This is a genomic window from Rhodococcus sp. JVH1, from assembly GCF_000280725.2.
Classification (GTDB): Bacteria; Actinomycetota; Actinomycetes; order Mycobacteriales; family Mycobacteriaceae; genus Rhodococcus_F; species Rhodococcus_F jostii_A.
Genome location: NZ_CP166289.1, coordinates 4160016 through 4174923, shown reverse-complemented (window position 1 = coordinate 4174923; position 14908 = coordinate 4160016). Strand labels below are relative to the sequence as shown.

At 66.2% G+C, this 14908-nt stretch carries 14 protein-coding genes and 1 pseudogene; 4 read left to right on the top strand and 11 right to left on the bottom strand.

Going from position 1 to position 14908, the window contains the following annotated elements:
- Positions 1-58: 58 nt before the first annotated feature.
- The 8 genes from JVH1_RS19245 to JVH1_RS19210 form a co-directional block, all read right to left on the bottom strand.
- Positions 59-847 (bottom strand): ABC transporter ATP-binding protein, encoded by a 789-nt coding sequence (locus tag JVH1_RS19245; protein ID WP_009476562.1) that lies wholly within the window; start codon positions 845-847, stop codon positions 59-61.
- Complete coding sequence (locus tag JVH1_RS19240) at positions 844-1899, bottom strand: iron ABC transporter permease (protein ID WP_009476563.1); 1056 nt, start codon at positions 1897-1899, stop codon at positions 844-846. Before JVH1_RS19240 ends, JVH1_RS19245 begins: the two co-directional genes overlap by 4 nt.
- Positions 1881-2930, bottom strand: coding sequence for an ABC transporter substrate-binding protein (locus JVH1_RS19235; RefSeq protein WP_009476564.1), 1050 nt, complete (start codon positions 2928-2930; stop codon positions 1881-1883). Before JVH1_RS19235 ends, JVH1_RS19240 begins: the two co-directional genes overlap by 19 nt.
- Before the next feature lie 652 nt (positions 2931-3582).
- Entirely contained in the window at positions 3583-3996 is a 414-nt protein-coding gene (locus JVH1_RS19230) for a nitrile hydratase accessory protein (protein ID WP_043780186.1), read from the bottom strand.
- The gene (gene nthA / locus JVH1_RS19225; protein WP_009476567.1) at positions 3993-4604 is read right to left on the bottom strand and encodes a nitrile hydratase subunit alpha; all 612 of its coding nucleotides are present in this window, start codon (positions 4602-4604) and stop codon (positions 3993-3995) included. Before nthA ends, JVH1_RS19230 begins: the two co-directional genes overlap by 4 nt.
- 2 nt (positions 4605-4606) lie before the next feature.
- On the bottom strand, positions 4607-5305 hold the full coding sequence (gene nthB, locus JVH1_RS19220; RefSeq protein ID WP_009476568.1) for a nitrile hydratase subunit beta: 699 nt from the start codon (positions 5303-5305) through the stop codon (positions 4607-4609).
- A complete protein-coding gene (locus JVH1_RS19215; RefSeq protein ID WP_009476569.1) occupies positions 5302-6855 on the bottom strand; it encodes an amidase in 1554 nt (517 codons plus the stop codon). Before JVH1_RS19215 ends, nthB begins: the two co-directional genes overlap by 4 nt.
- A gap of 20 nt (positions 6856-6875) precedes the next feature.
- On the bottom strand, positions 6876-7331 hold the full coding sequence (locus JVH1_RS19210; protein ID WP_009476570.1) for a phenylacetaldoxime dehydratase family protein: 456 nt from the start codon (positions 7329-7331) through the stop codon (positions 6876-6878).
- A gap of 271 nt (positions 7332-7602) precedes the next feature.
- Between JVH1_RS19210 and JVH1_RS19205 the strand changes: the two genes are divergently transcribed.
- The 4 genes and pseudogenes from JVH1_RS19205 to JVH1_RS19190 all read left to right on the top strand — a co-directional run.
- Positions 7603-8019 carry an ArsR/SmtB family transcription factor gene (locus JVH1_RS19205; protein ID WP_371113004.1) on the top strand — a complete coding sequence of 139 codons (417 nt, stop codon included), beginning with the start codon at positions 7603-7605 and terminating at the stop codon, positions 8017-8019.
- Positions 8020-8088: 69 nt separating this feature from the next.
- A complete protein-coding gene (locus tag JVH1_RS19200; protein WP_009476572.1) occupies positions 8089-9135 on the top strand; it encodes a helix-turn-helix domain-containing protein in 1047 nt (348 codons plus the stop codon).
- 435 nt (positions 9136-9570) lie between these two features.
- Entirely contained in the window at positions 9571-10665 is a 1095-nt protein-coding gene (locus JVH1_RS19195; protein ID WP_009476573.1) for a HoxN/HupN/NixA family nickel/cobalt transporter, read from the top strand.
- Positions 10666-10722: 57 nt separating this feature from the next.
- A pseudogene (locus JVH1_RS19190) lies at positions 10723-10815 on the top strand (hypothetical protein); the annotation flags it as partial.
- A gap of 300 nt (positions 10816-11115) precedes the next feature.
- Here the strand turns inward: JVH1_RS19190 and JVH1_RS19185 are convergent.
- The 3 genes from JVH1_RS19185 to JVH1_RS19175 form a co-directional block, all read right to left on the bottom strand.
- Positions 11116-11475 carry a Zn-ribbon domain-containing OB-fold protein gene (locus JVH1_RS19185; protein WP_043780188.1) on the bottom strand — a complete coding sequence of 120 codons (360 nt, stop codon included), beginning with the start codon at positions 11473-11475 and terminating at the stop codon, positions 11116-11118.
- Between the two features lie 897 nt (positions 11476-12372).
- The gene (locus JVH1_RS19180) at positions 12373-14013 is read right to left on the bottom strand and encodes an AMP-binding protein (protein ID WP_043780218.1); all 1641 of its coding nucleotides are present in this window, start codon (positions 14011-14013) and stop codon (positions 12373-12375) included.
- A 160-nt stretch (positions 14014-14173) separates the two neighbouring features.
- The gene (locus JVH1_RS19175) at positions 14174-14629 is read right to left on the bottom strand and encodes a hypothetical protein (protein WP_009476579.1); all 456 of its coding nucleotides are present in this window, start codon (positions 14627-14629) and stop codon (positions 14174-14176) included.
- Between the last annotated feature and the right edge of the window lie 279 nt (positions 14630-14908).

Here is a 14908-nt window from a genome sequence, read left to right as displayed (position 1 = left end):
GGGACGGAGCAGGACCTGACCACTCAGCGGTCCAGCAACCCCGTTCGCCGGTAGGGCGTCAGTGGAGGGAGAGGTGCCGCGACGACCGCGGCCGGTACGTGACGGTGGGGTAGCCGGTGACGGGATCTATGGCGACCCCCGCCCGCACCCGGTACACCTGCTCGACGAGGGCCTCGGTGATCACGTCTGCGGGACGGCCCGCGGCGACGATGCGGCCGCCGTCCAGCACCACCACGCGATCGCAGAACATCGCGGCCAGATTGAGATCGTGCAGGGCGATGTAGCTGGTGAGGGGCAATTCGGCGACCAGGGACAGGATGTCGAGCTGATGCTGGATGTCCAGGTGGTTTGTCGGTTCGTCCAGCAGTAGTTCGTCCGGCTCCTGCGCGAGGGCCCGCGCGATCTGGGTGCGCTGCCGTTCACCGCCGGACAGTGTGTGCCACAGGCGGTGCGACTTCGACGTCATGCCGGTGTGCTCGAGGGCGCGTTCGACGGCCGCGGCGTCCGCCGACTCGTCGCCGCCGAACACGCTGCGGTGGGGGATGCGGCCGTGCCGGACCACGTCGAGGACGGTGATGTCGACCTCGGTGTCGGAATGCTGGTCGACCATCGCCACCCGGCGGGCGATCTGCCGTCGCCGGAGGGTCCTGATGTCGGTGTCGTCGAGGAGGACCCTGCCGGTGTCGGGCTCGCCGATCCCGCTGAGCAGTCGCAGGAGCGAGGACTTGCCCGACCCGTTGGGGCCGAGAAGCCCGATGGTCTCGCCTGCTGCCGGATCGACGGACACCCCGTCGAGCACGAGATGTCCGCCGCGGCTCCAGCCGAGGTTCGCAGCGCGCAGGGTCATGGGCTCGTCCTCATGCGGAAGAGGATGACGGCGAAAGCCGGGACGCCGATCAGGGCGGTGACGACACCGACCGGAACTTCCTGGGGTGCGAACACCGTGCGGGCGATCGCGTCCACCCACACCATGAAGATTGCGCCGACCACCGCGGTGGTGGGCAGCAGGCGGCTGTGCCGGGGGCCGACGAGGAACCGTGCGGCGTGCGGCAGGACCAGCCCTACGAACCCGATCGCGCCCGCCGCGCTGACGAGCGCCGCCGTGACCAGCGCGGTCACGGTGAGCAGCAGCAGGCGGATCCACCGCACGGACACCCCGAGTGAGGCGGCCGCGGTGTTCCCGAACGTGAAGGCATCCAGCGCCGAGGACGTGAGGAGACAGACGCCGATGCCGATCGCGGTGACGGCCCCGCAGAGCGCCACGTCCGCCCAGTCGACCCCGGACAGCGAACCGAGCAGCCAGAACAGCACCCCGCGGGTCTGCTCGGCGTCGGCGGACGAGATCACGATGAACGACGTCAACGCGGAGAAGAGTTGCGTGCCCGCCACTCCCGCCAGCACCACCCGCGACGTGCCGCCGCCCGCACCGGTCGCCAGCAGCATCACCAGGGCAAACGAGATCACCGCCCCCGCGAAGGCACCCGCCGACAACGACACCGCCCCGGCGCCGAGACCGAGGACGACGACGAGCACCGCCCCGGTGGACGCGCCCGACGAGATGCCGAGCACGAACGGATCGGCGAGCGGATTGCGCAGCAGCGACTGCATGATCGCTCCGCACAACGCCAGCCCCGCGCCGCACACCGCCGCGAGGAGGGTCCGCGGCAGGCGCAACTCCCACACGATGCCGTCCTTGATCCTGCTCACCCCCGAACTGCCCAGACCGAAGTGCTCGAGGACCACCGCGTACACGTCGCCCACCGACAGGCTCGCCGGGCCGAGGGTGATGACGACCGCGATCGACGCCGCGAGCACCACCACACCGCCGAGGAGGAGCGCGGCGAGCAGCGACCTGGAGTCGAACCGTGTTGCCGCCAACGTCAGTTCGCCAGTCCCCACTGCTTCAGCGCGGCCGCCGTCTTCTCCACGCCGTCGACGGTGCGGATCGATGGATTCAGGTCGGCGCCGTTCACGACGATGTACCGCTTGTCCCGGACTGCGGTGAGCCGCTGTGTCACCGGGTTCGACTCGAGGAACGCGATCTTGCTGTCGAGAGCGTCGCCGTCGATGCTCCGGCGGCTGAGGTCGGCCAGGACGAGGGCGGTGGGGTCACGGTCGAGAACGCTCTCCCAACTCACCTGCGGCCACTCGTTTGTGGTGTCGGAGAAAATGTTCTGCGCGCCCACCGAGTTGGTGATGATGCCCGAGGATCCGCAGCAGCCCGCCATGTACGGGGTCTCGGTGTCGGCGAACCAGTACGCCAGCGACACCCCGGAGGCCTCGATCTCACGCGAGGCGGCGTCGAACCGCTGCTGCAATTCCGTGACGAACTGCTCACCGCGGTCGCGGACGTCGAAGATGGCGGCGAGTTCGCGGATTTCCTCGTAGACCGTGTCGATGCGCAGCGGCCCGGTGCGCGCCCCGTCGGCGTTGACGCTCTCGTCCGTCTTGCCCTCGCAATCGGCGGGCGACAGGTAGCTGGGGACACCCAGTTGGTCGAACTGGTCGCGATCGGCCACACCGCCCGGGCCGAGGGTGCCGCCGAACGACGCCGTCACGAAATCGGGTTCGGTGTCGAGTACCACCTCGAACGACGGCTTGTTGTCGGCGAGCCGAGGAACCTTCGCGTTGTCGGCGGCCAGGTTGTCGCGGACGGGGTCGGTCCAGGTGGCGGTTCCCACCAAGCGGTCCGCCAGGCCGAGGGACAGCAGGATCTCGGTGGAGCCCTGATTGAGCGACACCGCCCGCTGGGGCGGGGCGTCGACGGTGACCGTGTGCCCGCAGTTCTCCAGGGTCATGGGGTAGCTGGAGGAATCCGAGGCGGCGGTCTCCTCGGTGGCGGGGGAGTCGCCGGCCGACGAACAACCGGAGACGAGCAGCGCGGATGCCGCGGAGAGGACGGCAGCAGTCTGCCGGAACGAGATGCGCATGGCGCGGGAACTCCTAGGGCCAGGGGCCAGGGGCCGTTGCCGTGCCGCGGTGAGTCCGCCAGTGGATCAGACCCACTGTTGGTCATCACAATTCGAGCGATTGCTACCGATCGGACGGGTTATGCAGACCAATGTCGGCGTTCGCGGTCCACGGTTCGGCCCTCGGTGGGTGATTGATTCGATGCCTTCTTGCAGGGCCGGGTGCGGAGGCTGGGTTATCTGTACGAGGTAGCTCTGCCGCTGTGATCATCGGTGTACCTGCTCTCCTGGTGTGTATCCGCCAACTGTGCGAGCAGTTCCATTGACCGTATTTCGGCTCGTGCCGCGGCGATTCTGCTGACCCCGTCCTTCAGACCAGCCGGCCAACGGTGGGGCGCAGCAGAAGTCCGAGAAGAACGAGGACAGCGTCGAACAACAAGAACGGCATGGATAGGTCTCCGCATCGGGCCACGGCCGGGTAAGTCCGGACGATGACGATGGGCATCGAGAGTCGCCAGAGGTGCGAATGAAGAAAGATGCCACCTGGCACGAGGAATCGATCGGCAGGACTGGATAACAGGACTGGATAAAAGGGGTGGCTCGGCCCGGACCGATGTGGTGATCGGCGCGGGCCGAACCGGGGTTGTCGTGACTGCTCGACGGGCAGTACAGGTCAGCTGGTCAGCGCTGGAGCGATCGCGACCGGGTCCCGGTGTGCCTCGTGGTGATTGGCGTTGCGAGGTGTTGCCAGTACCGTTCTCGTCCGTTCATCGAGAGCGCTGTCCGAGAGTGCACCTTTGTCAGCGAGCACGGCCTCGAGGGCCACGAGCCAGTGTTCGTAGTAGCTCCACGGCTCGGAGCCTTGGCCGTCTTCCCACCGCCTAATCGACTCGACAAGCGAGAGCTGGAATTCGGACCAGGCGTAGTGCCCATTGTCGTAGGCAGCAACGGCCATCGCGAAGGCCCGCAACTCCCAGGGCTGCTCGAACGGCTGATCACCCGCGTCGGGCAGACCGCAGACCAGGTCCTCGATGCGGCGCCGGGCCTCGTCGAGTTCGGCGGCGTCGTGGTGCACCGGGGCGCTCATGAGGCCGGGGTGGCGACGGGGCCGACGCCGATCATCGAGTCCCGGGTCACCAATGCCGCGAGCTGGTCGACGCTCAGTCCGTCGGTGCCCACCGGACGCTGCGGCAGTACCCAGTACCGCAGTTCGGAGCTCGAGTCCCACACCCGGATCTCCACCGAGTCCGGCACCGTGAACCCGAAGTCCTCCGCGAGTAGCTTGCGGGGCTCGCGCACGATCCGCGCCCGAAAGGGCGGTGCCTTGTACCAGTTGGGCGGCAGACCGAGTACCGGCCATGGGTAGCAGGAGCAGAGGGTGCACACGATCACGTTGTGCACGGTGTCGGTGTTCTCGACGACGATCATGTCCTCGCCCTGCAGGCCACCGATGCCCAGTTCGCCGCAGGCAGCGGTGGCGTCGGCGAGTAGGCGGGCCTTGAACTCGGGATCGGCCCATGCCCGCGCCACGACCTTGGCGCCGAGCTGCGGCCCGACCTCGTTCTCGTAGACCTCCGCCAGCCGGTCCACCGCGGCGGTGGTCAGGACGCCCTTCTCGATCAACACCGCTTCGAGGGCCTTGACCCGGGCGGTGATCTCCTCCTGCGTGCGCAGGCGAGTGTCGGTTGTAGCCATGTTCACTCCTTGGTTTCGGTGGTAACGAGGGTCAGATACGGCTCCCAGACGTCGAAGTAGACGACGCTGTTGGGATCGCCGGTCTCCTCGCCCCAGAGCTCACGCGCGGTAAAGCGCACGGTGTAGACGTGTTCGGGGGCGTCGGGGCCGCCGTTGCCGGCGCTGTCGGGATAGATGAAGGTGCCGTGCGCGCCGGTGATCACCCCGGTGCGGCCACGGACGTAGCGGGCCCGGCGGGTGTGGCCGGTGGGGCTGTCGGCGGAGATGGTGACGGTGTCACCGACCGAGAACACGGCGACCTTGTCCGATTCCCGGACGGCCGGTGCCCCGCCGGTGACGGCGGCGTCGACGAACGCGAGCAGCTCGGGGTCCTCACGCTGCGGCAGTGGGGCCTCCGGGTTCTCCAGGTAGAACTGGGTGAGCCGGTCGAGTTCGGCCGGGTCGATGACGCCGGCCTTCTCCCCGGAGTGCTCGGCGACGTGCGCCCAGTGCTCGTAGTAGTTGGACAGCAGGTACTCGGCCGGGTCCATCTGCTCGATGCCGTGCCGGAAACTGTCGACGTTGAACAGTCCGGCACGGAAGCAGCTGGCGAACAGGGAGAACGCGATCTTCTCCCATTCGGCGCGGAATACCGGTTCGTCGTCCTCGGTCACCACCGGGCCGAGCCCGTCCGTGCCCCCGAGATCGAATACACCATTCATGCGAAACTCCTCGCGGTCGCGGCGGCCGGCGGCGTGGGGAATACGCCGACCGCCTGTTCATAGGTGTGTGCCACGCGCAGAACCGTGGCATCGTCGAAACGCTTGCCGACGATCATCAGACCGGTCGGCAGGCCGCCGACCAGACCGGCTGGGACCGAGCACGCGGGGTGTCCGGTGACGTCGAAGGGTGCGGCGTTGCCCACCATCGACAGCGCAACATGCAGGTAGTCGACCAGGCTGGCATCGGCCGGGGGGATCTCTTGGGCGGTGTAGGGGACGGTGGGCATGACCAGGACGTCGAAGCGGGCCAGCGCGGCGTCGTAGGCGGCGCGCAACTCGGGCACGAGCTGGCGGGCCATGGCGTAGTACTTTCCGCCGCCGACCTCGAAGGTGTACCGGCCCGACAACCCGACCAGCTTGACGGTCTTGGACAGCTCGTGGCCGCGCTCAAGGCGCTGGGCGGCGAAGTGCGCGACCAGCTCCGGGTCGTAGAAGCCGTCGGTGTTCATCCCATAGGCGTTGCCGTCGAGCATCTGATAGGCGGCGCCCTCGGTGGCGATCACGTTCCACACGTGCATGGCATCGAGATGCCAGGGAATCGACACCTCCTCCGCCGCGAGCCCGGCACCGCGCAGGACATCGATCGCCGCCCGGACGGCGGCATCGACGTCCGGATCGGACACGGGCGTGCCGAAGCCTTCGGTCACGACACCGACCCGCAGCCCGGACGCCGGTTCGGCGATCGTGGACACGTAGTCCACGACTTCGATCCCGGTCGGCTGCCGAGGATCGGCCCCGTCGGGGCCGGCCAACACACCCAGCATGAGGGCCGCATCGGCAACGGTGCGGGTGATCGGGCCGAGATGGTCGATGGTCCGCTCGATCGGGAACGCCCCGGTGTAGGGGACCAGCCCATGCGTCGGCTTGTGCCCGACGATCCCGCAGAACGCCGCAGGAATGCGGATAGAGCCACCCTGGTCCCCGCCGACCGCGAGATCGACCTCGCCGCTCGCGACGAGTGCACCACTACCGCTGGAGGATCCACCGGAATTGCGCGTGGGATCCCACGGGTTGCGGACCGGCCCCGGCTGCGAGGTGAAGCTCGCCCCGGAGAAACACAGGTCCTCACACACGGACTTGCCGGCGATGGTCGCACCGGCATCGAGCAGACGGCGCACCACTGTCGCATCGTGACGGGGGACGAAACCCTCCACCGTCCTCGATCCGTTCATCATCGGTACGCCGGCGACGGCGACGTTGTCCTTGACCGCCACCGTCTTGCCGGCCAGCGGACCCTCCGACGCGCCGGTGAGCTCGGTGGTGACGTACCAGGCCCCGAGTTGGTTGCGTTCCGGGACGGGCATGTCCCAGGTCCGCTGCGGCGCCGGTGATGCCGAGCGTAGATAGAGGTCTTCGACGGCATCAGATCCGGCCAGAGTGGCCTCGACCGCGGGAGCGAACTCCTCGAGATCCGCAGCGGACAGGCCGAACCTGAAATGCTGGTCGAGCCCGGCCAGGCGTGCGGAATCAGGTGGGGGCAATGTAGACATGAACCGATGGTCTCCTTCGGTTAAACCGCGGCGCCCGCGGGGACGTGGTCGAAGATGGTCAAGAACCCAGTACGGTTGTGGCAGTTGATGAACTCGGCCGTGGCATGGTTCCGGGGTATCACCGCGGTCTCGCGGTAGTAGCCGACCGGCCCGGTCGACAGCCGCGACGCCCAGAACACCTCGACGCTCTCCTGTCCGGCCCACCGGTGATAGTCGTCCGGGCAGAACCAGTACGCCCTCAGCGTGGCATTGGCGTATCCGGAGGTGTCGATGAAGTGGCCTCGATCGAGAACCGCCGGACGCGGATCGTGATCGAACAACCCCAGCATGTCGTCGACCGCTGCGTTCGCCTGTTCCAGATTGGCTGCCTGCACCCCGAATTGGGCGAACAGAACCTCCGTCACGCCCTCGGGATAGGTGGTCGACCACCTATCGAACCGTGGCGCGTTGTCGGTGATGCGGATCTCAAATGGCATCGCAGCGCAGCCTCCAAGTGCAGATCGTCCAATCAGTCCAGGAGGGTCCCCTGAACCATCCGAGGATTTCCGGCGTACTCGAACGGTAGGCGCTTGCGCGGCGCGGTGTTTGACGCTGCGCGACAGCTGTCTTTGCACTCTGCGACAAGGTCATCGCGGGGGCGGAGCCATCACCTGAGAATCGAGGGGGACAGTCAGTGTGACGCGTGAGGACAAGGGCCGTTGACCACCCGGCATCGCCAGCGCTCTCGCTAGGCTGGGTGGCACTGAGATGGGAATGGAGGGCCCAATGTCTGCGCAAAAGGCGTTCGATGCGATCGCGGACCCGGTTCGCCGCGAAATTCTCCGCCTTCTCGTCGACCATGACGAATGCAGCGTGAGTCAACTCGCCGAGAGTATCCACAGTGTCGGGCGTACCGGCGTGTCCACGCATCTGCGGGTGTTGCGTACAGCGGGCCTGGTCACGGAACGGAAGGCGGGCCGGTTCCGGTTCTATTCGGTCGATGCGACCGGACCCGCGCGGGATGTGCTCGTGGAGATGCACGAATTGTTCCGCGACTTTCCCACCGGCTCCGGACAGAGCGCCACAGGTTGTGTGCCCGCCGGTCCCGGCGTGTCCGGTGCGAATGAGTCAACTCCCAACGTCTACAGTCCACGACTTGGAACAGTGTTTCGTTCACGTAAATAAGTCAGTACTCATTGACATGTTGTTCCTGTCCTCCTAGCGTGGGGTTCACGCGAGGAGAAGGAGCTGTTCATGTCGTTGTTGCCGCCACCTGATGGCGACCTCGTGGACAGTGCCTGTCCAGATTGCCGGTCCGCGGACACGCCCGCGCTGCCGCCTTTCCCGCAACCCGCGGCGTCGACACCGCAACATCGCCGCGAGGTAGTGCGGACCACCGCGCTCGGCACCTGGATCGACACCATCCGGGACACGTTCGTGGCACTGGACATCGCCGCCGAGCCCACGTACTTCACCGGTGCGGTGCACACCCGCCACTTCGCGCATCTGATGGCCGCCGATGTCACGGCCACATCCCAATCCTTCCGCAGAACGGCGAGGCTCACCAACGACCACCCACTCGAGTTGATACAGATCGGCATTGTCGTTGCCGGTGAAGGGCAGCTCATCCAGGACGGACGCACATGCACCCTCGGCCCCGGCGATTTCGCCCTCTACGAGAGTTCGCGACCGTTCACCTGGAACCTGCGTCCGGACTGGCATCTGCGTGTGTTCACATGGCCGCGTGCCTCGGTGTCGCTCACCGAGAGTCAGTCGCAGGAGTTGACAGCACGGACCGTCAGGTCCACTTCGCCTGTGGGACAGATGCTGTCACCGATGCTGTCTAGCCTGCTGGTTGCAGGCGGGACAGTGTCCTCCGGGGGCGCGATCGGACTCGCCGGGGGCCTGGCGGATCTCGCCATCACCGCGGCGCGGGAGGAATGTTGTCAGCCCGAGGACCCGGATGCCGGTGTCCGGGATCTGTACGTGAGCATGGTGCGATACATCGGACAGCACCTCGACGACCCGGACCTGTCCCCATCCGGCATCGCCCAGGCGTTCTTCGTCTCCACCAGAACCGTGCACCGAGTGTTTGCACGCTTCGATGCAACCGCCGCCGCCACGATTCGTGAACACCGACTCGAGGCCTGCCGCCAGGCGATGGTGGCCCCACGCAACACCCCCCGATCCCTGACCGACATAGCAACCCAGTTCGGATTCGTGGATCTGTCAGTCTTCAGTAGGGCATTCACAGCGACCTACGGCATCAGTCCGAGCCGGTACCGCGAACAATACCGATGATCAAGGCCCGAAAGTCGATCCGCCGAGCGTCGGTAGTCACACCGACGCTCCTGATGAGCGCTGCACGTTGACAACATCTTCGGACGCAGATCGAGACCTGCACCATCCGTTCAAGGTTCGCGTACCACGACTCGTGGTGCCGGACGGCGGCCGTACGGGTCGCTGATCGCCCGCGAAGCGGGTGATGGCGCTGAAAGCAAAAGCGACTGTCACTGAGGGTCAAGCGTTATGCATCGGCGGCTCCTATCCTTCGAATACACCCGACGATCGAAATGGTCTGCCGGAGTCACCAGCGGACTGCCAAGTAGTCCGAAGTGCCACAACATATCGACCCGCCGGAGCGATTCAGGCTGAGCGCACCCCAGGACCCGACCGCCCGACACCGTATCCACCCTCGCTGCCAGCGAACTATCGCTGTAGACACAAAGGACAACCATGGCGTCCGTTACCCACTCGTTCACCACCCGATGGACCAGCGCCGAGCGATCGCGCCTCGCCGCGATCGTTGCCGCCATCGCCGTCCTGCACGTCCTCGGGTGGAGTCTCTACCTCTGGCAGAGTGAAAACCTCGCGGCCGCTAGTGGATTCGCCGGAGCAGGGACCCTCGCCTACATCCTCGGCATGCGTCATGCCTTCGATGCCGATCACATCGCCGCCATCGACGACACCACACGGCTGATGCTCGTGCGCGGACGACGGCCCGTCGGTGTCGGCTTCTTCTTCGCGATGGGCCACAGCGCCGTCGTGCTGGTCCTCGCCGTTCTCGTCGCCTTCGCCGGCGCCAACCTCAGCGACACCAGCCTGGACGGGATACGCAGCGTCGGCGGCACCATATCGATCCTTGTCGCGATCGGCTTCATCGCTCTCGTCGCCGCGCTCAACGCCGTCGTCTTGACCGGGCTGACCCGACTGTGGCGCCAATATCGCCTCGGCACTCTTCACGCCGAACAGATCGACCTGCAACTGCTGAACCGAGGGCTGGTCAACCGTGTTCTCGGCTCGCGCGCCCGCAACCTGATCAAGTCTTCCTGGCACATGGCGCCACTCGGCTTCCTCTTCGGTCTCGGTCTCGAGACCGCCAGCGAAGTCACCTTGCTGGCACTGTCGGCGACGACCGCGGTCAACGGCGGCATGTCGTTCGCCGCCGTCCTGACCCTGCCACTGCTGTTCGCGGCCGGCATGTCGATGATGGACACAGCCGACAGTCTGCTCATGACCCGGGCATATTCGTGGGCCTACCGCAGCCCCGGCCGCCGCCTGTACTACAACCTGGCCACCACCGCTATGACCGTCGTCATCGGCCTGTTCGTGGCCTCGGTCTACCTCGCCGGAGCACTCACCGACCACTTCGGAGTAACCACCGGCTGGATCGGCCGGTACGGCGCCCTCGCCGATCGCTTCGAACTGTTCGGATACGTCATCGTCGGACTCTTTGTTGCATCCTGGCTGGGCGCGGTGCTGCTCTGGAAGCTGCACTACCACAACGCCGAAGCCGAGCGCGCTCCCGATCCAACCATGTCAGCTTCCTGACAAGGAGAGCACCGGACCACCACCGAGGGTGCCACTGACCGCACGATGACCACCCACCGGACCAACGAAAACTTCCCACGGGATCGAGAGTTGCTGCACACGCATCCAGACATCCTCGGCGCCCACGTCATCGGGGTGCCGGACGCGAAATGCCCCGCCTCGGCGCAGCCCGATTCCCTCGCCCACGGCGCCCAACCCCGATTTCCGGGGTCCGGCGCCGGACGGTCCGAGATGACTGGCGGAGAGCACAGGATCGCCGACCGGCGAGATGCTGGCTTGGCGATGTGGACCGGCCACCGCCGCCACCGTTCGGTAGCACCTGCGTGACAACTCCGACGTCCACGCGATCAAACTCAGAATCCGCACCAGCATGGGGTACCCAATCTGCCCCAAGGATCTTGCCGACGCCGACGCCGACGCCGTCGTCGTCATCGGCGCTGCGGATGAGAATCACGGACCCTGGTCAGACTGAACCGAGGACAATGGCAGTCGTTCGTCCATTGCCGACGGTTGGAACTCGACGCGTGCCGGCTGCCCGGAATGGGCCGGAATATGCCCGGCGATCCACGAGTACACCCAGGGGCCGTCGTCGAGTGCGACGATCGCAATGGTGCGCGAGACGAGACTGTTCTGGGCGTCATTACACTCGCGATGCATCACCTTCGACGACACGATGGACCCGATGCCGCTGGAGGGCACCGATTCGAGATCGGCGCCGTGGCACGCCGAACACGCGGCAATCAAGGGCGCCAGCAATGTGCCACAGTCTCGGCATCTTTGGATCACCAGGGTGCCATCGCGGGGGGTCATCGCGACCGCCCTGCGCCGAGGCCGGTGCGCACAGGCCTCATCGGCCCCGAATGGAGCGGATCGTCGAGACGCCAGCTGCCAGCATCCGCCACAGTGAATCGACAAGAAATCGGGCTGTGTGAGCGGACGTTGGGGTGCGGCAGCGCTGGTGCTGCCGCTTCACGCGGCGGACCTGACGGACTGGGGTGTGTTCTGGCTGTGGGGGACATCGGACGCCTACGGATTGCGATGGTGATAGTGGGGTGTCCCGCTGGTGGAGATGTCGGGCGGGACTGCTCGATCGGCCGATGAGTGCATCATTCGGTCGTCGGATGTTGCGGCATTCCCCCCGTGGATATGCCGCGGCGCGTGGTCAGGTTCAGCTGACATTTACGCGAAAGTGTTTACCGAAGGGCCCCTTTCATTTGGTCCCACGTGAGTAGCTGGTAGCCGAGGTGGCTGGTGCGTGGTAACGGCACGACTCGTCATTGGGGATGGCCGGTCGAGTGCCTGAGATCATTGCTTTCCGTGGCGGACCACACAATGCATGACGAGATCCACCAACTTCCGCACGCGGAGCACCGACTCACCTCGAGTTGCCCACTCGTCGCGAAACCTGACCACCAGTGAGCGGCTCTTCAATCACCGGATCCGTCCGTGACAGGGCCGCATCGTGTGTGGCGGGCGACCACCCGAGGTAGATGCGCGTGAGCGCCGATGTGAGAAGGAAGTTGCCAAGCGCCCGCTCACCTACACGGGGCATGAGGATGCGGAGTACTGCGAGGAACGCATAAACGAGAAGAGTCGGCATTTCGGGGCCTCGAGTTCGTGGAAATGTTCAGCGAGATCCCGAACGGCGGGATCTGGTCGTATCGATGTTCAAGGGGGGTGGCCGGGCGGGGCGGCAGAGTGTCGTGGTTATTGCCGTGCGCTTTCCTGTTTGCGGAGCAGGAAACGTTGTACCTTTCCGCTGGGTGTCTTGGGGAGGCTCGGCACGAAGTGCACCCGGCGGGGGTAGGCGTGCGCGGCGAACTTTCGTTTGACGAGCGTCTGCAGCTCGGCCTCGAGTTCGTCGCCGCCGACCACTCCATGGCGGAGGACCACGAACGCCTCGAGTACCTCACCACGAAGTTCGTCGGGCAGTCCCACCACGGCGGCTTCGATGACGTCGTCGTGAAGCACCAGTACGCTTTCGACGTCGAAGGGGCCGATTCGGTAGCCGGCCATGATGATGACGTCGTCGTCGCGAGCGGAGAAGAAGTAGTTCCCGTCGGAGTCGACCATCCCCGCGTCACCGGTCAGGTACCAGCGGCCATCGTCTGTGTATCGCTGTGCCGTCTTCTCCGGGGCGTCGATGTAGCCGGGGAACCACAGCAGCGGGCTGTTGACGGTGTCGATCACCACCCGTCCCATCGTTCCCGTCGGAGCGAGTTCGTCGGCGTCGTCGGCGAGCACCGCGCAAACGAAACCCGGTAGTGGCTTGCCCATCGAACCGGCCGGCACATCGGTGGCGAGCGCATCGTGCCAGGCGTTGGAGATGAACATGCCGTGTTCGGTTTGCCCGTAGTGATCGTGTACCTCGACTCCGAGAGCCTGCTTCGACCAGCTCACCACATCGGGGGTGAGCGGTTCGCCCGCGGACGATGCGCGCCGCAGACTGATTCCGGCGGGGACCGGCGTCGGGTCGGCGCGAAGGCTGCGGTACACGGTGGGCGCGGCGGCGAAGTTCGTCACGCCGAGTCGTTCGATGATCTGCCAGGTCAGCGGTGCGGAGAAGCCGGCATGCAGCAGGATGCTGCGGGTCCCGGATGCCAGGGGCGCCAGGATCGCGTAGTACAAGCCGTAGGCCCAGCCGGGGTCGGCGGCGTTCCAGAAGACGTCGTCCGGCCGGGCATCCAACCCGAACTCCAGGTAGGCGTGGAAGGACGCCAGCGCACGCACCGGGACGGGCACGCCCTTCGGGGTGCCCGTGGTTCCGCTGGTGAACAGTTGCACGAGCGGACCCTGGCCGCCCACGGCGACGGCGTTGCCGCGGGGGTCGTCCGGGGTGTATCCGGCCAGAAGGTCGTCCAGGCGTAACTGCGCCGGGTTCTCGGTGCTGTCGGCGGCGATCACCAACCATGGTGCGTCGGCGGGAATGTCGTCGCCGGGTTGGAGTTTGTCGAGCTGGTTGGCGTCGCTGACGACGATCTTCGCATCGCTCGATTCCAATCGGAACCCGATCGCGGGCGGTGCGAAGGCGGTGAACAGTGGAACGTGCACCGCACCTCGGCGCCAGATGCCGAGCAGGACGATCACCAGCTGGGCGGACTTGCTCATCAACGTTGCGATGCGATCACCCGGCTCGATGCCCAGTTCGGTCAGTGCGGCAGCGAACTGTGCCGACTTCCGTCTCAAGTCGCGGTACGTCAGATCCGTTGTTGCCAGATCACTCTCGACGACGGTGAAGGCCACCTTGTCGTCGGGGTGGCGGTCGCACAGCAGCTCAGCGGCGCACGCCCCAGGGGTGTCGTACTCCACCAGCAGTTGCCGGATGCGGTCGTCGATGTCGCTGGAAATGATGGTCTCTCCTAGATCTTCGGTTGCCGAGCAATGTGAGGGCCGAGCCGATGCCAGTGCGGTCCCGGGAGGGGCCCGCACCGCTCCCCTTGTTCCGGGGCGGTCGGCCGGGACGCGGCCACGGTGAGCGCTGTTGCGGGAGCCAGCCGGGGGCCGGGTTTCACCGCCGCGATTCCGTCCACGCACGCCCCAGGTGAATGGTCAACTCGCGTTTGAGGTCCCGGATGCGGGGCAGATCGGCTGGTGTGGGCCCCAGCTCAATCCGAAGCAGGTCCAGGTATCTCTGGCGCGTGACTCCGAAGTGTTCGAGAAGTTCCGCGGCACTGGAACCACCATAGGGCGACCACCTTATCGCGAAGTCTGTCATCCACCTGCCCTCAGCTGTGAACGTTCCCGTCTTCAGCAGGATCTCGTACAGCTCGCGGCATCGGGCCAGCGTCCCTGGCCCGAACGCCACTGCGGTGGGCGAGCGCCTTTGCCGGCCGTGTGTCTCTGCCGGGGCGAGGCACGGACGCTGGATGGTCGGCATCTGCCACCGGCGGTCGGCCGTGTCAGCGGAAGCGCTGATCGCGTCCGAAACGGCGAGAGCTGATCCCGTGGTCGTGGTGTTGTCCATCAGTTCCCTCTCGTCTCACGCTCCTGTGCGAAGCAGGGCGTCTGGGTGGCAGCGATCGTTCCTTGGGGCGGCGCCGGAGCTTGTTATCCGTGCTCTGACGATTCTTCCAGCGCGCCATCAGTGTGTCTTGACGCACAGCGACAGACGATTTGGCATCGAGCGACAGCTCTGGCAATCGGATGCATGAACTCCCGCCATGCTGCGTAGCCGAGCGTTGAACGGTGGCTCTGCTGCCTCGATGGACTTCCTCGCGTTTCGGCCATTCCACCGGGCAGATGC